Genomic DNA, 20,310 nt, shown 5'->3' on the forward strand with positions numbered 1-20,310 from the left:
CCGCCTGCGGACCGCGTACGATCGGAGGTGTGACTGACGCGCGCTCCGCCGACGCCCCCCTCGCCTTCCTCAAGGGACACGGCACCGAGAACGACTTCGTGATCCTCCCCGACCCGGACGGCCGGCTCGACCTGTCGTCCGGTGACGTGGCGCGGCTGTGCGACCGGCGGGCCGGCATCGGCGCCGACGGTCTGCTGCGCGTGGTGCGCTCTGCCGCCCACCCGGAGGCGGCCGCACTCGCCTCCGAGGCCGAGTGGTTCATGGACTACCGCAACAGCGACGGCAGCGTCGCCGAGATGTGCGGCAACGGCGTCCGCGTCTTCGCCCGCTACCTCCAGCGGACCGGACGGGCCGGAGCAGGCGACCTCGACGTCGCCACCCGCGCGGGGGTGCGGCACGTCCACATCGGCAAGGACGGCGCGGACGGCACACCGGGTGACATCACCGTGATGATGGGGGCCGCCGAACTGCCCAGCGGCGCGGTCCGCGTCGGGGTCGACGGCCACACCTGGCCCGCGGTGCACGTCAGCATGGGAAACCCGCACGCCGTGGCCTTCGTCGACGACCTCGACGAGGCCGGTGACCTGCTGCGCGCCCCTGCCGTCAGCCCCGCCGCGGCCTACCCGAACGGGACCAACGTGGAGTTCGTGGTCGACCGCGGCCCCGCCCACGTCGCCATGCGGGTGCACGAGCGCGGCTCGGGGGAGACCCGCTCCTGCGGCACCGGAGCGTGCGCGGTGATGGTCGCCGCCGCCCGCCGGGACGGCCTCGATCCCGCTGCCACCGGGCAGCCGGTCACCTACACCGTCGACCTGCCCGGCGGCCGCCTGGTGATCACCGAACGCGCGGACGGCGAGATCGAGATGACCGGACCCGCCGTCATCCTCGCCGAGGGCGTCATCGACCCCGCCTGGCTCGCGGCTGGCCGCTGACTCCTGGGGCCCGCCCCCTGCGAACCGGACGTATCAGGTCACCACGCCCGTACGCCTTCCCTCGAACGGGTGATGGGGATCACTCTCGGCGAGAGCGTGTCAGCCGCGCGTGGTGGGCTCGATAGCATCAATCACCGGCGCGGCCCCACGGGGCGTGGTGAGTTCCCGCAGCCGGTCCACGCTGCCGGGAGGCCCCGATGAGCGCAGAAAACGCGGTGAACGCGGAGAGCGCGGACAACGCCGCCGATATCGTGCGGCGCGGGCTGCGCCGCATCGACATGCGCCGGATCGACCTGCGCCGCCTGGGCCGGGTGGCACTCCTCGGGAGCAACGGGCACAGCAGGGGCCGGTTGCCCGGCGCCATCGAGCACCTGATCAAGGTCCACCGCACCCGCCATCCCGAGGCCGGCCGGGAAGAGGTCGAGACCCTGCGCCGCGCCTATGTGCTCGCCGAGTCCTCGCACCGCGGGCAGACCCGCAAGAGCGGCGAGCCGTACATCACCCACCCGCTGGCCGTCACCCTGATCCTCGCCGAACTCGGCGCGGAGACCACCACTTTGACCGCGTCTCTGCTCCACGACACCGTCGAGGACACCGAGGTGACGCTCGATCAGGTCCGGCTCGGCTTCGGCGAGGAGGTCAGCTACCTCGTCGACGGCGTCACCAAGCTGGAGAAGGTCGACTACGGCGCCGCCGCCGAACCCGAGACCTTCCGCAAGATGCTCGTCGCGACGGGCGACGACGTGCGGGTGATGTCGATCAAGCTCGCCGACCGGCTGCACAACATGCGGACCCTCGGGGTGATGCGGCCGGAGAAGCAGGCCCGGATCGCCAAGGTCACCCGCGACGTGCTCATCCCGCTGGCCGAACGGCTCGGCGTGCAGGCCCTCAAGCGCGAACTGGAGGACCTGGTCTTCGCCATCCTCCACCCCGAGGAGCACGCGGGCACCCGCGCCATGATCGAGGCCGCCGCCGCGCGGCCCGACCCGCTCGCCGTGGTCGCCGACGACCTGCGCGGCGTGCTGCGCGACGCGGGCATCGCCGCCGAGGTGCGCATCCGCCCTCGCCACACCGTCTCCGTGCACCGCCTCATGCTCAAGCGCGGAGTGACCGAACTGGGCGGCTGCGACTTCGGCCGCCTGCTGGTCATCGTCGACGAGGACGCCGACTGCTACGCCGTGCTCGGTGAGCTCCATACCTGTTTCACCCCCGTGATCGCCGAGTTCAAGGACTTCATCGCCGCTCCCAAGTTCAACCTCTACCAGTCGCTCCACACGGCGGTCGCCGACCGGCACGGCCGAATCGCGGAGGTACTGGTGCGCACCAAGCGGATGCACCGCGTCGCCGAAGCCGGAGTGATCGCGCTCGGCAACCCGTACGCCTCCGAGGCGGCACAGGGCACCGAGACGCCGCAGGCCGCCGGGGCGACCGGCCCCGCCGGGGACGGCTGGGCCGACCCCGACCCCGACCCCACCCAGCCGGGCTGGCTCGCCCGACTGCTGGAGTGGCAGCGCGCGGCCCCCGACCCGGACACCTTCTGGACGGCGCTGCGCGACGACCTCGCCCAGGACCGCGAGATCACCGTCTTCACCAGCCAGGACGGCGACGCGTCCGGCACCTTCCGGCTGCCCGCGGGCGCGAGCTGCGTGGACGCCGCCTACGCCGTCCACGGCGAGGCCGGCCACGCCTGCGTCGGGGTGCGGGTCAACGGCAGGCTCGCCCCGCTGGGCACCCGGCTCCGCGACGGCGACGCGCTCCAGCTCCTGATGGACGAGACCGCCGCCTCGGCGCCCGAGCCGGAAGGGCCGGACCCCGAGTGGCTGGAGTACGCCACCACTCCGGCCGCCCGGATCGCCATCACCCGCTGGCTGGCCCTCCACCCGGCCGGGCCCGGGGGGGAGCGGCCCGTCGCCGCGCCCGCCGCCCGCCCCGTGCCGGCCGTCGACAGCGCGCCGGACACCGAGCCGGTCGCCGTCACCGACCTGCCCGGCGCGGCGGTGCGGCTGGCCCGCTGCTGTACGCCGGTGCCGCCCGATCACGTGACCGGATTCGTGATCCGCGGCGGCACCGTCGCCGTGCACCGGGAGGGCTGCCCGGCCGGCTCCCGTATGGCGGCTGCCGGCCGGGCAGCCGTGTCCGTGCGGTGGCGCGACGGGGGCTCCGCCGGGAACTTCCGTGCCACCGTCCTCGCCGAGGCGCTCAGCCGGCCGAGGCTGCTCGCCGACCTCACCGAGGTCATCGCGGCCCAGGGGATCGGCATCGTCTCCGCCGCCGTGGAGCCGCCGCAGGAGCACCGCGTGCGGCACACCTACACGGTGGAACTGCCGGCGCCCGAAGCGCTGGCGGACCTGATGCGGGCGATGAAGTCCGTTCCGGGCGTGTACGACGTGTACCGCGCCCGGCCTGCTGTGGCCACTCTCCGTTATTGATCACACTGAGTGAACGGCGTGTGACTTTCCGCTGTTCCCCGAAGGTGTCACTCCTGCGAGTGAACCTGCACGGAGGTCGTTCGGGCGCCCGCGTTCCGGCGAACCCGTCCGCGGTCGGAGCGAAAGTCACGTGACCCTTCCGCCCCGGCGTGCGACCATCGATGGTGACGGCGCCGCCACGGCCGCCGGACCCTGACCGTACGACCGAAGGACCCGATGACCTCCAACGCTTCCTCCTCTTCTCCGCACGACCGCCAGCGCCTCCCGGACAGCCTTCGGGCCGACGCCCTGATGGAAGAGGACGCGGCCTGGAGCCAAGGGATCGACGGGGACCGCGACGGCGACCAGTTCGACCGTTCCGACCGCGCGTCCCTGCGCCGGGTCGCCGGACTCTCCACCGAGCTGGAGGACGTCACCGAGGTCGAGTACCGGCAGCTCCGCCTGGAGCGCGTGGTGCTCGTCGGGGTGTGGACCTCCGGCACCGTGGACGACGCGGACAACTCGCTCGCCGAACTCGCGGCCCTCGCCGAGACCGCGGGCGCCCTCGTGCTCGACGGAGTGGTCCAGCGGCGCGACAAGCCGGACCCGGCGACCTACATCGGCTCGGGCAAGGCGCAGGAGCTGCGGGACATCGTCGTCGAGACCGGCGCCGACACCGTGGTCTGCGACGGTGAGCTCAGCCCCGGCCAGCTCATCCACCTCGAGGACGTCGTCAAGGTCAAGGTGGTCGACCGCACCGCCCTGATCCTCGACATCTTCGCCCAGCACGCCAAGTCCCGTGAGGGCAAGGCGCAGGTCTCCCTCGCCCAGATGCAGTACATGCTGCCGAGGCTGCGCGGCTGGGGCCAGTCGCTGTCCCGGCAGATGGGCGGCGGTGGCTCCGGTTCCTCGGGCGGCGGCATGGCCACCCGCGGTCCCGGTGAGACCAAGATCGAGACCGACCGGCGGCGCATCCGCGAGAAGATGGCCAAGATGCGCCGGGAGATCGCGGAGATGAAGACCAGCCGCGACCTCAAGCGCCAGGAGCGACGCCGCCACAAGGTGCCGTCCGTCGCCATCGCCGGCTACACCAACGCGGGGAAGTCCTCGCTGCTCAACCGCCTGACCGGCGCCGGGGTCCTGGTGGAGAACGCCCTGTTCGCCACCCTGGACCCGACCGTCCGTCGGGCCGAGACGCCCAGTGGCCGCCTCTACACGCTCGCGGACACCGTCGGTTTCGTCCGGCACCTTCCGCACCACCTGGTCGAGGCGTTCCGGTCCACGATGGAGGAGGTCGGCGACGCGGACCTGATCCTGCACGTGGTGGACGGCTCGCACCCGGTGCCGGAGGAGCAGCTCGCCGCCGTCCGCGAGGTGTTCCGCGACGTGGGCGCGCTCCAGGTGCCGGAGATCGTCGTGGTCAACAAGGCCGACGCGGCGGACCCGCTGGTCCTCCAGCGCCTGCTGCGTACCGAGAAGCACGCCATCGCCGTGTCGGCGCGCAGCGGCCAGGGCATCGACGAGCTGCTCGCCCTGATCGACGAGGCGCTGCCGCGTCCGCAGGTGGAGATCGAGGCCCTCGTGCCGTACACGCACGGCGGGCTGGTCTCCCGGGTGCACGCCGGCGGCGAGGTGCTCTCCGAGGAGCACACCGGCGAGGGCACCCTGCTCCGCGTGCAGGTCCACGAGGACCTGGCCGCCGAGTTGGCCCCGTTCACCCTCGCCGCCCAGCGCTGACCGGACCGCCACCCGGCGCGGCCGCGGTCCGCGTTGCGGCACCGCGTTGACAGTAAGGGCCCGCCCGGGAGGCGGGCCCTTACCCTTTGTCACGCCGTTGCCATCGGACAGTTCATCCGAACTTCCTGCTCACCCCGTCGTAGATCTTCTTCGCGTCCGCGCCCAGCCGGGGGCCGGCCAGCCACGTCGCCGTGAGCGGGCCGATCGACGTGTTGCTGACCAGCCCCGGCTTGCCGTCCGGCATGGTGGCGAACCACCCGCCGCCGGAGGCGCCGCCGGTCATGGTGCAGCCGAGCCGGTACTCCGTGGGCGCCGAGGCGAGCAGCGAGAGCCTGCCCGGCGTGCCCTGGCAGGAGTACATCCGCTGTCCGTCGTACGGCGCCTGCGCCGGGTAGCCCCAGGCGCCGACGGTCCCGATCCGCGTCGCCGAGGGAGCGTCGAACCACACCGGCATGGCCGCGCCGACCGTCTCCTGGAGCGATGCGCCGCCGGCGCTCTTGGCGGGGGTCACGTGCAGCACGGCGAAGTCGTAGGGCGAACCGCCGCCGCCCTGCTCCGAACCGGAGCTGATCCATTCGTCCGACGTGCTCGCCCAGTCCGCCCACCACACGCCGTACGGCGCGAGCTCGTCCAGGCTTACGTGTGCCAGCGCGGCCGCGCTCTCGCCCCCGTCGTTGTAGTCGGGCACGAACGCGATGTTGCGGTACCAGCCGCCGCTCTTGCCCGCGTGCACGCAGTGCCCGGCCGTCCACACCAGGTTCGACTTGCCCGGGTGCGCAGGATCGTCCACCACCGTCGCCGAGCAGACCATCGGCCCCTTCGGACTGTCGAAGAACAGTTTGCCGACGGCCGGCGCGCTGCCGTGGTAGGGCGCCGCGACCCTGGCTGCCGTCTCGGGCGCGGGTGCCGGATCGGTCTTCCCCTGGTCGGCGGGCACGTCCGCGGGCACCTGCTTGTCGTCCTGGTCGGCGCCCTTCATGCGGTCGTCGCTCCACAGGCCGTCGATCACCGGGTTCACGAAGTCCTGTGCCTTGCGCAGCCAGGAGGACGTGTCCCAGTCCTTCCACGCGCCGTCCTTGTACGCCTGCTCCCACTTCTTCAGGTCGTTCAGGCTCTTCGGCAGCGACGTGGGCAGTTTCGGCAGCTTCTTACCCGCGGCCGTGGCGCTCGGCTTCTCCGTCGCCTTGGCATCGGTGTCGCTCCCGGATGTCCCGCACGCGGTGACCGCGCCCGCGAGCAGTACAGCGGCCGCCGCGGCGATCAGCGGCCTGCGTATGGATGGCATGGACGCAAGTCCTCCTGGGTCGTGCGTTCGTGGGTCGTGTGCTGCCTGAATCATGGACGGTTCCGTGTTCGCGGGTGGTTCCGCGCAGGAAAGTCCGGTGGCGGCCCGTGATCGGTCGGTGACCGCGTCGTTAGTACATCCGGGGGACAGAGGGACGGATCGCCGAGCAGGAGGAGAGCACACGTGGCGGCCACTTCGAGCGTGCCGGAACAACTCACGGCACCCGCCGAAGACTTCGACTCGGGGGAGGCGATCCTGCGCAGACAGGCGCAGCGCGAGTCCGCGGCGCGCACGTACGCGAGGTCGCTGCCCGTGGTGCCGGTCCGGGCCCGCGGCATGACCGTCGAGGGCGCCGACGGCCGTCGCTACCTGGACTGCCTGTCGGGAGCGGGCACCCTGGCGCTCGGCCACAACCACCCGGTCGTCCTGGAGGCGGTCAGGCGGGTGCTGGACTCCGGCGCGCCGCTGCACGTCCTGGACCTCGCGACACCGGTGAAGGACGACTTCACCACCGCCCTGTTCGAGACGCTGCCGCCCGAACTCGCCGACCGCGGGCGCATCCAGTTCTGCGGCCCGGCCGGCACCGACGCGGTCGAGGCGGCCATCAAGCTCTCCCGGATCGCCACCGGTCGCAGCGGCCTGCTCGCCTTCTCCGGGGCCTACCACGGCATGACCGCGGCGGCCCTCGCGGCCACCGGCGACACCGCCGCGCGGGCCACGACCGAGACGGCCGCCGGCGTCACCCGGCTGCCGTACCCCTACGACTACCGCTGTCCGTTCGGGACCGGGGGCGAGCAGGGCGCCGAACTGTCCGCGCGGCTGACCGCCGCGCTGGTCGACGACCCCAAGGGCGGCGTGCAGCACCCTGCGGCGATGCTACTGGAGCCGGTACAGGGCGAGGGCGGTGTCATCCCGGCCCCCGACAGCTGGCTGCGCCGGATGCGGGAGATCACCGCGGACCGCGGCATCCCGCTGATCGCCGACGAGGTGCAGTCCGGCGTCGGCCGCACCGGCACGTTCTGGGCGGTCGAGCGCAGCGGGATCGTGCCCGACGTGATGGTGCTGTCCAAGGCCATCGGCGGCAGCCTCCCGCTCGCCGTGATCGTCTACCGCGAGGAACTGGACACCTGGCACCCGGGCGCGCACGCCGGCACCTTCCGGGGCAACCAGCTCGCCATGGCCGCGGGCGCCGCCACGATCCGCTACGTGGCGCGCAACGCACTGCCCGCGCGTGCCGAGGAGGTCGGCTCGCGCATGCTGCGCCGGCTGCGCGCGCTGGCCGGACACCACGCCTGCGTCGGCGACGTGCGCGGTCGCGGTCTGATGATCGGTGTCGAACTCGTGGACACCACGGCCGACCCCGACGACCGGGGAACGCTGCCCGCCGCCCCGCGCCTCGCCGCGCGCGTCCAGCAGGAGGCCCTGCGCCGCGGCCTGATCCTCGAACTGGGCGGCCGACACTCCAGCGTCGTACGGCTGCTGCCACCGCTGACGATCACCGACGAGCAGGCCGAAGCCGTGCTGGAACGGCTCGCCGACGCCGTCGCCGCCGCCGAGGCGCCCGGAGCCGGCGGCACCGGCGGGGCCGGCCGCCGCGGCGCGGGAGCCGGGGTTCCGCGGCCCAACGCCCCGCATACGGGCACCTCATGAGGGCCGGTCACAGTATGATCACATCAATCCGCCGCTCTGCGGCGCCGTGCCCACCGCCCTGCCCGATCGCACCGGACCACTTCACGACCCGACAACTCCGGCAAGGCGCGTCCGCAGGGTGCCCCCCCTGTGCCACGCCACCGCGCGCCGCGCCGTGGCGCCGCTCCGGCGCCCGGCACAGCCGTACCGGGGTGCACCGCCCCACCGGGGCGTGTCGCCGCTGCCGTACACCACCGCCGTACCGCCGCACCGCCGTACCGACAAGTGAGGCCCCTGGCATGACCGCACCCGTGGACCCCGCCGGCACCGACCGCCACGACAGCGCCGCATCCGTGCCCCCGCAGCGGGCACGCACCCACTGGGGCGCGACCGGGCCCGACCCACTGGCGCGCGACGAGCCCTACGCCGTGGCCGACGCGGCCGGCACCGAGGCGCTGCTGCGCTGCTGGACCCGCGAGAAGGGCCTGGCGCAGCCGGCCGACGGGCTGCTGCGGGTGCCGCTGCCGGCGGCCGGCGCCACGGTCGGCGCGGTCGTCCACCACTGGTCGTCCACCGGGCACCACCGCTTCGGACCCGCCCGGCTCTCCACCGCCGACCACCGGCCGCTGTCCGCGGTCGAACTGGCCGCGCTGCTGTCCCGGGAGAGCGGCGCCGACCCGGAGGAGGGCGCCGACCTGGTCGCCAGGGTGGCGGACTCGGTACGGCGGACCGCCGTCTTCGTGACCGAACGCCGCGAGGACCCCGGGGCTAGCGACCCCGAACTGCCCTTCCTCGACTCCGAGCAGGCCCTGATCCTGGGCCACCCGCTCCACCCCACGCCCAAGAGCCGCGACGGCCTGGGAGACGCGGAGGCGGCCGCCTACTCTCCCGAGTTGCGCGGCGCCTTCCCGCTGCACTGGTTCGCCGTCGACCGGTCGCTGCTCGCCACCGAGTCGGCGTGGACCGAACGCGGCCGCCCGGTCCCCGCGCCCGACCTGCTCACCGTGCTGGCCGGGCCCGACCTCGCGCTGCCGGCGGGGACCGCGCCGCTGCCGCTGCACCCGTGGCAGGCCCGCGAGGTGCGGCACCGGCCCGCCGTGCGCGCGCTGTTCGACGCGGGGCTGCTGCACGACCTCGGCCCCCTGGGGGACGTGTGGCACCCCACATCGTCGGTGCGCACCGTCTACCGGCCGGGCGCACAGGTCATGCTGAAGCTGTCGCTGGCCCTGCGGATCACCAACTCCCGACGGGAGAACCTCCGCAAGGAGTTGCAGCGCGGTACCGAGGTGCACCGGCTGCTGCGCAGCGGCCTGGCCACCCGCTGGTCCGAGGCACACCCCCGGTTCGACATCGTCCGCGACCCGGCCTGGCTCGGCGTGGACGACCGGGACGGCCACCCGGTGACCGGACTGGACGTCGCCCTGCGGCACAGCCCGTTCGACCCCGGCGCCCAGGCGCACTGCGTGGCCGGGCTGACCTCGCCGCGCCCCTGGCCGGGTCTGCCCGCACCGGCACTGGCCTCCCGGCTCGCGGTGCTGGTCGGCCGCCTGTCCGAGCGCAGCGGCCGACCGGGGACCGCGGTGGCCACCGAGTGGTTCCTGCGCTACCTCGACGAGGTGGTCCGGCCGGTTCTGTGGCTGGACGGCGAGGCGGGCATCGCCCTGGAGGCGCACCAGCAGAACACGCTCGTGCTGCTGGACGCCGACGGCTGGCCGAGCGGCGGACACTACCGCGACAACCAGGGCTACTACTTCCGCGAGTCGCACCGCGACGCGCTGGAGCGACAACTGCCCGGCATCGGCGCCCACAGCGACACGTTCGTCGCCGACGAGGTGGCCGACGAGCGCTTCGCCTACTACCTCGGCATCAACAACGTCCTCGGTCTGATCGGCGCATTCGGCGCCCAGCGGCTCGCCGACGAGGAGGTGCTGCTCGCCGCGTTCCGGCGCTTCCTCACCGGGGCGGCGAACGGCCCCAGCAGCCTGCCCGAACACCTGCTGCACAGCACGCACCTTCGCTGCAAGGCGAACCTGCTGACCCGGCTGCACGGAATGGACGAACTCGTCGGGCCTGTCGACACCCAGTCCGTGTACGTCACCCTGCCCAACCCGCTGGCCCGCTGACCGGCGCCCCCGCACCCCCGCCGACCGGCCCCCACGCCCCGCCCGCGCGGCCGGGACAGGAAGGAGTTCCGTTGCCGAACGCCGACTCCAGCACCGAGGACACCCTCGACCTGAAACTCCCCCCGGAAGTCCTCGCGCTGTTCGCGGAAGGAGCGGAAAGGACGGGGGGGACGGAAGGAGCGGTCATGGCGGAGCCGGCGGGCACGGCGGCGGGACCGGCGGGCGGCGGCGCGGGTGGGCTGCTCGACGGCATCGCGACCTGGCGGGCCGCCGACACGGCGGCCGGTCCCTTCCGGCTCGTCCCGGTCGACCTCGACCGGGACCTCGCCCTGGTCACCCGGTGGATGAACGATCCGGCAGTCGCGGAGTTCTGGGAGCTGGCCGGCGAGCAGCAGGTCACCGAGGACCACCTGCGGGCCCAACTCGACGCCGACGGCCGCAGCGTGCCCTGCCTGGGCGTGCTCGGCGGCACCCCGATGAGCTACTGGGAGGTCTACCGCGCCGACCTCGACCCGATCGCGCGCCACTACCCGGCCCGGCCGCACGACACCGGCGTCCACCTGCTCATCGGCGGCGTCGCCGACCGTGCCCGCGGACTGGGCGGCACACTGCTGCGCGCGGTCGCCGACCTGGTGCTCGACCACCGGCCCTCCTGCGGCCGGGTGATCGCGGAACCGGACCTGCGCAACACCCCGTCCGTGGCCGCCTTCCTGGCCGCCGGATTCCGGCTGTCCGCCGAGATCGACCTGCCGGACAAGCGCGCCGCCCTGATGGTCCGCGACCGCGCCCTGCGCCACAGCCTCTGACACCGCGGCCGACCGCGCACCCCGTGGCCGGCCCACCCCGCCGGTGCGCCTGACCGCGCCGGTCGTGCAGACCGGTGGCGGCCGCCGCACCAGCAGCCCTCCCGTCCCTCCCGTCCGCAGGAGCACACCGTGACGATCCCCTCCTCGACCGAGTCCGGCGCCGCCTGGGAGCGCGCGGCCCGGCGGCTTCTCGCCAAGATGCTCGCCGAGTTCGCCTACGAAGACGTGATCGCACCACAGCCCGACCCCGCGTCGGGCCCCGAGGGCTACCGGATCGAGCTCTCACCCGACGTGACCTACCGCTTCCGTGCCCGCCGCGGCTCGTACGGGAGCTGGTACGTGGACGCGGCCAGCATCACCCCGACCGGTGACCCGCTGCACTTCCTGGCACACGGCCACGACACCGTGCTCGGACTCACCGGGGACACCACCGGCCACCTGATCAGGGAACTGCTCGCCACGCTGTGCGCCGACGTGCGGCTGGACGCCACCGCGCTGCCGGCCGCCGCGCTCGCCGACCTCGGCTACGCGGAGCTCGAAGGGCACCAGACCGGGCACCCGTGGCTCGTGGCCAACAAGGGCCGTATCGGGTTCTCGGACGCCGACGCGGCGCTCTGGGCCCCCGAGGCCCGCAGACGCCACCGGCTGCCCTGGATCGCGGTCCACCGCGACCTCGCCGAATACCGGGGAACCGGCACCCTCGACACCTCCGACCAGCTCTACGCCGAGGAACTCGCCCCCGACGTCCTCGACTCCTTCCGCCGCACCATCGCCGATCGCGGCCGCCTCCCCGCGGACTACCTCCTGCTGCCCGTCCACCCCTGGCAGTGGGAACAGGTCGTCGCCCCGCTGTTCGCACCCGCGATCGCCGACGGCACCATCATCCGCCTCACCACCGACAACGACCTGCGGCTGCCGCAGCAGTCGATCCGCACCTTCCTCAACACCAGCCGCCCGCAACGGCGGACGGTCAAACTGCCGCTGTCGGTCCTCAACACGCTGGTCTGGCGCGGGCTGCCCACCGAGCGCACGCTCGCCGCCCCCGCCGTCACCGCCTGGGTGCACACCCTGCGCGACCACGACCGCTTCCTGCGCGACGAGACCCGGGTGATCCTGCTCGGCGAGGTGGCGTCCGTCACCGTCGCCCACCCCCAGTACGACGCGATGCCCTCGGTGCCCTACCAGTACCGCGAACTGCTCGGCTGCATCTGGCGCGAGCCGCTGACGGGGTACCTCGCGCCGGGGGAGCGCGCCCGCACTCTCGCCGCCCTGCTGCACACCGACCCGGACGGCCGCGCCTTCACCGCCGAACTGGTCGCCCGCTCCGGGCTCGCCCCCAGGGTGTGGCTGCGCCACCTGTTCGCCGCACTCCTGCCGCCCTTGCTGCATTTCCTCTACCGGTACGGCACGGTCTTCTCACCGCACGGCGAGAACGCCATCGTCGTCTACGACGAGCACGACGTTCCGGTGCGGCTGGCGGTCAAGGACTTCGTCGACGACGTGAACGTCTCCGCGCAGCCGTTGCCGGAACACGCCACCATGCCGGCGGACGTCCGCGCGGTGCTGCTCACCGAGTCGCCGGAATTCCTCACCCAGTTCATCCACTCGGGCCTGTTCATCGGCGTGTTCCGCTATCTCGCACCGCTGTGCGAGCAGCAACTCGGCGTACCCGAGAACGACTTCTGGACGCTGGTGCGCGAGGAGATCGTCCGCCACCAGGACCGTTTCCCGGAACTCAAGGAGAGGTTCTCGCTGTTCGACCTGTTCGTGCCGCGGATCGCCCGGCTGTGCCTGAACCGCAACCGGCTGCACCTCGACGGATACCGCGACCGGGCCGACCGTCCGCACGCCGCCGTGCACGGGACCGTGGCCAACCCGCTCTGCGGCCCCTGACCGCGCCGCCACGATCCGCCCGGGGGCGGCCGAGCCGGTGGACCGGCCCGACGGCGGAGCGGGACGGGGGAACAGACCGGGGGTGGGGCAGGACGGGGGAACCGACCGGGGGGTGGGGGCGGGACGGGCGAACCGACCGGGGGCGCTGCCCGGGGTGCGGCACCGCCGGCGCCCGGCCCGGGCAACCTGTCCGCCAGGGCCGCTACGTGCCCTTCGCGCTGACACCGGCCGCCCCGGCCGCGGCGCCGCTCCCGGCTGGGCCCGGCCGGAGCGGTCGGAGGCGGACCGCGTTGTCGGTGCGGCGCCGTAGGCTGGCCCTCCTATGACTGCCACCACCCCACCCGCTCTCACCGACCTGCTGCACGCCGCCGTCACCGCCGTCGGCGGGGTGGAGCGGGAAGGCCAGGTCGCCATGGCACAGGCCGTGCAGGCCGCCGTGGAAGACCAGTCCCATCTGCTTGTCCAGGCCGGCACCGGCACCGGAAAGTCGCTCGGCTACCTGGTGCCCGCCCTGGCGCACGGCGAGCCCGTGGTGGTGGCCACCGCCACCCTCGCCCTCCAGCGGCAGTTGGTGGAGCGGGACCTGCCCAGGACCGTCCAGGCGCTGAAGCCGCTGCTGCGCCGCGAGCCGCAGTACGCGATGCTCAAGGGCCGGTCGAACTACCTGTGCCTGCACCGCCTGCACGAAGGGGTGCCGCAGGACGACGAGGACGGCCTCTTCGACCCCTTCGAGGCCGCCGCGCCCACGAGCAAGCTCGGCAAGGACCTGCTCCGGCTGCGCGACTGGGCCGACGAGACCGAGACGGGGGACCGGGACGGGCTCAGTCCGGGCGTCTCCGACCGCGCCTGGAGCCAGGTCTCGGTCACCTCGCGCGAGTGCCTGGGTGCCACCAAGTGCGCCTACGGCGCCGAGTGCTTCGCCGAGGCGGCCCGCGAGCGCGCCAAGCTCGCCGACGTCGTGGTCACCAACCATGCGCTGCTGGCGATCGACGCGATCGAGGGCGCCCCGGTGCTCCCCGGCCACGAGGTGCTGATCGTCGACGAGGCCCACGAACTGGTCTCCCGCGTCACCGGCGTCGCCACCGGCGAGCTGAGCCCCATCGGCGTGAACCGCGCCGTCAAGCGGGCCGCCAAGCTCGTCAACGAGAAGGCCGCGGACGCCCTGATGAGCGCGGGGGAGGGCTTCGAGCGGGTGATGGAGCTGGCCCTGCCCGGGCGGCTTGAGGAGATCCCCGAGGATCTCGGGTACACGCTCGCCGCGCTCCGCGACGCCTGCCGTCTGGTGATCACCGCACTCGGCGAGACCCGCGACCGGTCGGTGCAGGACGAGGACGTGGTCCGCAAGCAGGCCCTCGCCTCGGTCGAGCACGTCCACGAGGTCGCCGAGCGCCTGGTACAGGGATCGGACTTCGATGTCGTCTGGTGCGATCGGCACGACCGCTTCGGCGCGTCGCTGCGGGTGGCGCCGCTGAACGTGTCGGGCCTGCTGCGCGAGAAGCTGTTCACCGACCGTTCCGTGGTGCTCACCTCCGCGACCCTCAAGCTGGGCGGCGACTTCAACGGTGTGGCCGCCTCACTCGGCCTGTCCCCTGAGGGCGCGGCGGCCGCGGAGGGCGAGGAGGAGCCGCCACCGTGGAAGGGCATCGACGTCGGGTCGCCCTTCGACTACCGCAGGCAGGGCATCCTCTACGTCGCCCGCCACCTCTCACAGCCGGGCCGCGACGCGGGCCGTGCCGACATGCTCGACGAACTGGCCGAGCTGATCGAGGCGGCCGGCGGCCGGACCCTCGGGCTGTTCTCCTCGATGCGCGGCGCCCAGGCGGCCGCGGAGGCGATGCGCGGAAGGCTGGAGCACCCGGTGCTGCTCCAGGGCGAGGAGACGCTGGGCGAGCTGATCCGTACCTTCGCTGAGGACGCCCGGACCTGCCTGTTCGGCACGCTCTCGCTGTGGCAGGGCGTGGACGTGCCCGGCGTGAACTGCCAGTTGGTCGTGATGGACCGCATCCCCTTCCCCCGGCCGGACGACCCGCTGATGAGCGCGCGGCAGAAGGCGGTGGAGGAGCGCGGCGGGAACGGCTTCATGGCCGTCGCCGCCACGCACGCGGCGCTGCTGATGGCCCAGGGCGCCGGGCGGTTGGTCCGGGCCTCCGGCGACCGGGGCGTGGTGGCCGTGCTCGACCCGCGGCTGGCCACCGCGCGGTACGGCGGCTTCCTGCGCTCGTCGATGCCCGAGTTCTGGTACACCAACGACCGCAACCAGGTGCGGAAGTCGCTCGCGGCGATCGACGCGGCGGCCGGGCGCCCGGCGTCCGCCGGCTCCGGGAGCAGCGGATCGGCCGGGGGTGGTGAGCCGGCCGCGAACCCTGATCAGCCGGCCGAGTCCGTCGAGGCTCCGTAGGGCCCTCGCGGCCGTGGGCGGCCTCCAGAAGGCCCTGTGGCCGGGCGGGGCGAGCCCAGGACCCGCAACACGGCGAAGGCCCGGCAGACCGCCTTGTGCGGTCCTCCGGGCCTTGCCGGCCGGTCGGCGCGCGGCACGGCCGAGCGCTCCCCGGGACAGTGGTCAGATGCGGCGCAGCACCGCCACGACCTTGCCGAGGATCGTGGCCTCGTCGCCGGGGATGGGCTGGTAGGCGGCGTTGTGCGGGAGCAGCCATACGTGGCCGTTGTCCCGCTTGAAGCGCTTGACGGTCGCCTCGCCGTCCAGCATCGCCGCCACGATGTCGCCGTTCTCGGCGACCGGCTGGCGTCGCACGGTGACCCAGTCGCCGTCGCAGATCGCAGCCTCGATCATCGAGTCACCGACCACCTTGAGCACGAACAGCTCGCCGTCCCCGACGAGTTGGCGCGGAAGCGGGAAGACGTCCTCGACCGACTCCTCGGCGAGGATCGGGCCGCCGGCCGCGATCCGGCCGACCAGCGGGACGTAGGACGCGGACGGCTTGCCGGTGGTGTCGGTGGGCTGCGGGTGACCGGCGTCGGACGCGCGGACCTCGTAGGCGCGCGGGCGGTGCGGGTCGCGGCGCAGGAAGCCCTTGCGCTCCAGCGCCATGAGCTGGTGGGCGACCGACGAGGTGCTGGACAGGCCGACGGCCTGGCCGATCTCGCGCATGGACGGCGGATATCCGCGCCGCTGCACCGAGTCCCTGATCACCTCGATGACACGGCGCTGACGCTCGGTCAGCCCCGAGCTGTCGGCGCGAATTCCCGGGGGCCGTCCGGGGAGTGCGCGCGCCGGCTTCGGGGTGCTGTCCTCGTGCGCGACGTCCAACGGGGCGATTCCGTCCGGGGAGCGGTCATGGGCGGGCAATGTGCCGGTGGCGCTCTCTGCGGTGGTCACGGCGGCCCCTTTCGAGTTGTTCTCCACCGCATGGACTGCGGTCGGCCCGTCTCCGCGTGCGGGCAGTTAGTACAACGGTAGTGGGTTTCGAAAGGTTGCGCCAAACACACGTTCGAGTGAATTAGCGAAAATCCGCTGACGTGATCAAGGTACCGGGTGTATTGATCGAATGGAAGTTCGAATCAAAGAGTGCCCCGGCGTGCCGGTCCGGAGCGCCACGCGGTCGCGGGCGGCCCCGTTTGGGAGTGGGCCGCCTGCTGCGCCCGCCCAGTGTCGCACCGGCTCCTGAAGTGCGTTCCGCGGGCCCGTTCCCGTACGCTCCGGCGTGCCGCGAACGCCCTCCGTTGCGGTCGGGCCGCCGCGACACGCGGATCGGACCCCCTGATGCACCGGCACCAGATCTAGTGGTTGGATAGGGACCGGCCACCACAAGTTGTGGTTTCCAAGCGGGTCCTGTGGCTCCACCGCCATCGTGATCGCCTATGCTTGGGGCCGCTTCCGAGGTTCCGGCAAGGCGCCGCGGAGGCATGTTCGTCGTGCGCTCACCGCGAGTGGGGAAGGGAGTGGGAAGGCCGTGCACTGCCCCTTCTGCAGACACTCCGACAGCCGTGTCGTCGACAGCCGGACCACCGACGACGGTGCCGCGATCCGACGCCGGCGCCAGTGTCCCGACTGCGGGAGGCGCTTCACCACCGTCGAGTCGGCCTCGCTGATGGTGATCAAGCGCAGCGGCGTCACGGAGCCCTTCAGCCGCACCAAGGTGATCGCCGGAGTGCGCAAGGCGTGCCAGGGCCGCCCGGTCACCGAGGACGCCCTCGCGCTCCTCGGGCAGCGGGTCGAGGAGGCGGTCCGGGCCACCGGCAGCGCCGAGCTGTCCACCCACGACGTGGGCCTGGCCATACTCGGCCCGCTCCAGGAACTCGACCTCGTGGCCTACCTGCGCTTCGCGAGCGTCTACCGGGCCTTCGACTCGCTCGACGACTTCGAGCGGGCCATCACGGAGCTGCGCGAGCAGCTCCCACCCATGACTCCCGGCGGGCTTGACGAGGACCTCGGGGTCCCCGCGCCCGCGGGCACCGACTGACCGACGTCGGGACGCGGATTTGCCGAGGCGCCGGAGCGCGCCGAGGCGGCAGACAACACACAGTGCTGCGGGAAGAACCGGGCACATCAGGGCGTTTGCCCATATTGGGAGGCGGAATGACAGAGACGACGAGCGGCCCGGCACGCGGTTCACGCACCAAGGGGTCGAAGGCGAGCAAGGGTCTGCGGATCGAGCGCATCCACACCACCCCCGGCGTGCACCCGTACGACGAGGTGGTCTGGGAGCGCCGTGACGTCGTCATGACGAACTGGCGCGACGGATCGATCAACTTCGAGCAGCGCGGTGTCGAGTTCCCCGACTTCTGGTCGGTGAACGCGGTGAACATCGTCACCAGCAAGTACTTCCGCGGCGCGGTCGACAGTCCCAAGCGCGAGAAGAGCCTCAAGCAGCTCATCGACCGGGTCGTGCTCACCTACCGCAAGGCGGGCGAGAAGCACGGCTACTTCTCCGGGCCGGCGGACGCCGAGATCTTCGAGCACGAACTGACGTACGCCCTGCTGCACCAGGTGTTCAGCTTCAACTCGCCGGTGTGGTTCAACGTGGGCACCGCCCAGCCGCAGCAGGTCTCCGCCTGCTTCATCCTGTCGGTCGACGACTCGATGGACTCGATCCTGGACTGGTACAAGGAAGAGGGGATGATCTTCAAGGGCGGCTCCGGCGCCGGCCTGAACCTCTCCCGCATCCGCTCCTCCAAGGAACTGCTCTCCTCCGGCGGCAACGCCTCGGGGCCGGTCTCCTTCATGCGTGGCGCCGACGCGTCCGCGGGCACCATCAAGTCCGGCGGGGCCACCCGCCGCGCCGCCAAGATGGTGGTCCTGGACGTCGACCACCCGGACGTCGAGGCGTTCATCGAGACCAAGGTCAAGGAAGAGCAGAAGATCCGCGCGCTGCGCGACGCGGGCTTCGACATGGATCTCGGCGGGGACGACATCACCTCCGTCCAGTACCAGAACGCGAACAACTCCGTCCGGGTCAACGACGAGTTCATGAAGGCCGTCGAGGGCGGCGGGCAGTTCGGCCTGCGCGCCCGGATGACCGGCGAGGTCATCGAGCAGGTCGACGCCAAGTCGCTGTTCCGGAAGATGGCCGAGGCAGCCTGGGCCTGCGCCGACCCCGGCATCCAGTACGACGACACCATCAACCAGTGGCACACGTCGCCGGAGAGCGGCCGCATCACCGCCTCCAACCCGTGCAGCGAGTACATGCACCTGGACAACTCCAGCTGCAACCTCGCCTCGCTCAACCTGCTGAAGTTCCTGCGCCACGACGACGAAGGACACCAGACCTTCGACGCGGAGCGCTTCGCCAAGGTCGTCGAGCTGGTCATCACCGCGATGGACATCTCGATCTGCTTCGCCGACTTCCCCACCGAGAAGATCGGCGAGACCACCCGCGCCTTCCGCCAGTTGGGCATCGGTTACGCGAACCTGGGCGCGCTGCTGATGGCCACCGGCCACGCGTACGACTCGGACGGCGGCCGCGCCCTGGCGGGCGCGATCACCTCCCTGATGACCGGCACCTCCTACAAGCGGTCCGCCGAACTGGCCGCGGTGGTGGGCCCGTACGAGGGATACGCCCGCAACGCCGACGCCCACAACCGCGTCATGAGGCAGCACTCCGACGCCAACTCCGCCGCAGTGCGGGTGGACGACCTCGACACCCCGGTGTGGGCCGCGGCGACCGAGGCGTGGCAGGACGTCGTCCGGCTCGGCGAGAAGAACGGTTTCCGCAACGCGCAGGCGTCGGTGCTCGCGCCCACCGGCACCATCGGCCTGATGATGGACTGCGACACCACGGGCGTGGAGCCCGACCTCGCGCTGGTCAAGTTCAAGAAGCTGGTCGGCGGCGGCTCGATGCAGATCGTGAACAACACGGTCCCCGTCGCGCTCAAGCGCCTGGGCTACCAGGAGGAGCAGATCGAGGCGATCGTCGCCCACATCGCCGAGCACGGCAACGTGATCGACGCCCCCGGCCTCAAGACCGAGCACTACGAGGTCTTCGACTGCGCCATGGGCGAGCGCGCGATCTCGGCCATGGGCCACGTCCGGATGATGGCCGCGGCGCAGCCCTTCCTGTCGGGCGCGATCTCCAAGACGGTCAACCTGCCGGAGTCGGCGACCGTCGAGGAGGTCGAGGAGGTCTACTACGAGGGCTGGAAGCTCGGCCTGAAGGCCCTCGCGATCTACCGCGACAACTGCAAGGTCGGGCAGCCGCTGTCGGCGAAGAAGAAGCCGGACACCGCGGTCGAGGCCACCACCGAGGAAGCGGTTCCCGCGCAGGTCGAGAAGGTCGTCGAGTACCGCCCGGTCCGCAAGCGCCTGCCCAAGGGCCGCCCGGGGATCACCACGTCCTTCACCGTCGGCGGCGCCGAGGGCTACATGACGGCCAACTCCTACCCGGACGACGGCCTCGGCGAGGTCTTCCTGAAGATGTCCAAGCAGGGCTCGACCCTCGCGGGCATGATGGACGCCTTCTCCATCGCCGTCTCCGTCGGCATGCAGTACGGCGTCCCGCTGGAGACCTACGTCTCGAAGTTCACGAACATGCGCTTCGAGCCGGCCGGCCTCACCGACGACCCGGACGTGCGGATGGCGCAGTCCATCGTGGACTACATCTTCCGCCGCCTGGCGCTGGACTTCCTGCCCTTCGAGACCCGCTCGGCGCTCGGCATCCACTCCGCCGAGGAGCGTCAGCGGCACCTCGACACCGGGTCCTACGAGGCCGGGGAGGACGAGGTCGACGTCGAGGGCCTGGCGCAGTCCGCGCCGCGCCACGTGGAGGCCCCCAAGCCCCTGTCGGCGGCCAAGCCGGCAGCAGCGGCGGCGGCACCCGCGCCCAAGGAGGCACACAACTCCACGGAGCTGCTGGAGATCCAGCTCGGCCTGAACGCCGACGCGCCGCTGTGCTTCTCCTGCGGCACGAAGATGCGCCGCGCCGGTAGCTGCTACCTGTGCGAGGGCTGCGGCTCGACGAGCGGCTGCAGCTGACGCCGGGCGGGACCGGGTCCCTGCTGCGCCCGCGCGCAGGGGCGCATGATCCGTCCTGACAGCACACC

Annotated in this window: 12 protein-coding genes; 10 read left to right on the forward strand and 2 right to left on the reverse strand. The window is 72.5% G+C overall.

Going from position 1 to position 20,310, the window contains the following annotated elements; genetic code table 11:
- Positions 1 to 29: 29 nt before the first annotated feature.
- The 3 genes from dapF to hflX all read left to right on the forward strand — a co-directional run bounded on the left by dapF (position 30) and on the right by hflX (position 5,077).
- The gene (gene dapF / locus RVR_RS27910) at positions 30 to 932 is read left to right on the forward strand and encodes a diaminopimelate epimerase (protein ID WP_430393188.1); all 903 of its coding nucleotides are present in this window, start codon (positions 30 to 32) and stop codon (positions 930 to 932) included.
- A 197-nt stretch (positions 933 to 1,129) separates the two neighbouring features.
- Positions 1,130 to 3,361, forward strand: a complete 2,232-nt coding sequence (locus RVR_RS27915) for a RelA/SpoT family protein (RefSeq protein WP_202236646.1) — start codon at positions 1,130 to 1,132, stop codon at positions 3,359 to 3,361.
- A 216-nt stretch (positions 3,362 to 3,577) separates the two neighbouring features.
- Positions 3,578 to 5,077, forward strand: coding sequence for a GTPase HflX (gene hflX, locus RVR_RS27920; protein WP_202236647.1), 1,500 nt, complete (start codon positions 3,578 to 3,580; stop codon positions 5,075 to 5,077).
- Positions 5,078 to 5,189: 112 nt separating this feature from the next.
- Here the strand turns inward: hflX and RVR_RS27925 are convergent, their stop codons facing one another.
- The gene (locus tag RVR_RS27925) at positions 5,190 to 6,362 is read right to left on the reverse strand and encodes a trypsin-like serine peptidase (RefSeq protein ID WP_202236648.1); all 1,173 of its coding nucleotides are present in this window, start codon (positions 6,360 to 6,362) and stop codon (positions 5,190 to 5,192) included.
- Between the two features lie 201 nt (positions 6,363 to 6,563).
- Between RVR_RS27925 and RVR_RS27930 the strand changes: the two genes are divergently transcribed.
- The 5 genes from RVR_RS27930 (at position 6,564) to RVR_RS27950 (ending at position 15,211) form a co-directional block, all read left to right on the forward strand.
- Positions 6,564 to 8,012 carry a diaminobutyrate--2-oxoglutarate transaminase family protein gene (locus RVR_RS27930; protein WP_202239281.1) on the forward strand — a complete coding sequence of 483 codons (1,449 nt, stop codon included), beginning with the start codon at positions 6,564 to 6,566 and terminating at the stop codon, positions 8,010 to 8,012.
- A gap of 278 nt (positions 8,013 to 8,290) precedes the next feature.
- A complete protein-coding gene (locus RVR_RS27935) occupies positions 8,291 to 10,114 on the forward strand; it encodes an IucA/IucC family protein (RefSeq protein WP_202236650.1) in 1,824 nt (607 codons plus the stop codon).
- Positions 10,111 to 10,920 (forward strand): GNAT family N-acetyltransferase, encoded by an 810-nt coding sequence (locus RVR_RS27940; protein WP_430393250.1) that lies wholly within the window; start codon positions 10,111 to 10,113, stop codon positions 10,918 to 10,920. Before RVR_RS27935 ends, RVR_RS27940 begins: the two co-directional genes overlap by 4 nt.
- Before the next feature lie 129 nt (positions 10,921 to 11,049).
- Entirely contained in the window at positions 11,050 to 12,813 is a 1,764-nt protein-coding gene (locus tag RVR_RS27945; protein WP_237405003.1) for an IucA/IucC family protein, read from the forward strand.
- 322 nt (positions 12,814 to 13,135) lie between these two features.
- Positions 13,136 to 15,211 (forward strand): ATP-dependent DNA helicase, encoded by a 2,076-nt coding sequence (locus tag RVR_RS27950; protein ID WP_202236651.1) that lies wholly within the window; start codon positions 13,136 to 13,138, stop codon positions 15,209 to 15,211.
- A 162-nt stretch (positions 15,212 to 15,373) separates the two neighbouring features.
- Here RVR_RS27950 and lexA read toward each other — a convergent pair whose 3' ends face one another.
- Positions 15,374 to 16,090 carry a transcriptional repressor LexA gene (lexA, locus tag RVR_RS27955; RefSeq protein ID WP_430393251.1) on the reverse strand — a complete coding sequence of 239 codons (717 nt, stop codon included), beginning with the start codon at positions 16,088 to 16,090 and terminating at the stop codon, positions 15,374 to 15,376.
- Positions 16,091 to 16,724: 634 nt separating this feature from the next.
- Here lexA and nrdR point away from each other — a divergent pair.
- Together nrdR and RVR_RS27965 are read left to right on the forward strand one after the other, a co-directional pair.
- Complete coding sequence (nrdR, locus tag RVR_RS27960) at positions 16,725 to 17,234, forward strand: transcriptional regulator NrdR (protein WP_202236653.1); 510 nt, start codon at positions 16,725 to 16,727, stop codon at positions 17,232 to 17,234.
- Positions 17,235 to 17,350: 116 nt separating this feature from the next.
- Entirely contained in the window at positions 17,351 to 20,242 is a 2,892-nt protein-coding gene (locus RVR_RS27965) for a vitamin B12-dependent ribonucleotide reductase (protein ID WP_202236654.1), read from the forward strand.
- Positions 20,243 to 20,310: the final 68 nt, after the last annotated feature.

Origin of the sequence: Streptomyces sp. SN-593, from assembly GCF_016756395.1 — a bacterium.
Lineage (GTDB): Bacteria > Actinomycetota > Actinomycetes > Streptomycetales > Streptomycetaceae > Actinacidiphila > Actinacidiphila reveromycinica.

Coding starts and splice junctions, on each gene's coding strand:
- RVR_RS27965 (WP_202236654.1), top strand. CDS start 17,351: ATGACAGAGACGACGAGCGGCCCGGCACGCGGTTCACGCACCAAGGGG.
- RVR_RS27935 (WP_202236650.1), top strand. CDS start 8,291: ATGACCGCACCCGTGGACCCCGCCGGCACCGACCGCCACGACAGCGCC.
- RVR_RS27915 (WP_202236646.1), top strand. CDS start 1,130: ATGAGCGCAGAAAACGCGGTGAACGCGGAGAGCGCGGACAACGCCGCC.
- RVR_RS27950 (WP_202236651.1), top strand. CDS start 13,136: ATGACTGCCACCACCCCACCCGCTCTCACCGACCTGCTGCACGCCGCC.
- RVR_RS27925 (WP_202236648.1), bottom strand. CDS start 6,362: ATGCCATCCATACGCAGGCCGCTGATCGCCGCGGCGGCCGCTGTACTG.
- hflX (WP_202236647.1), top strand. CDS start 3,578: ATGACCTCCAACGCTTCCTCCTCTTCTCCGCACGACCGCCAGCGCCTC.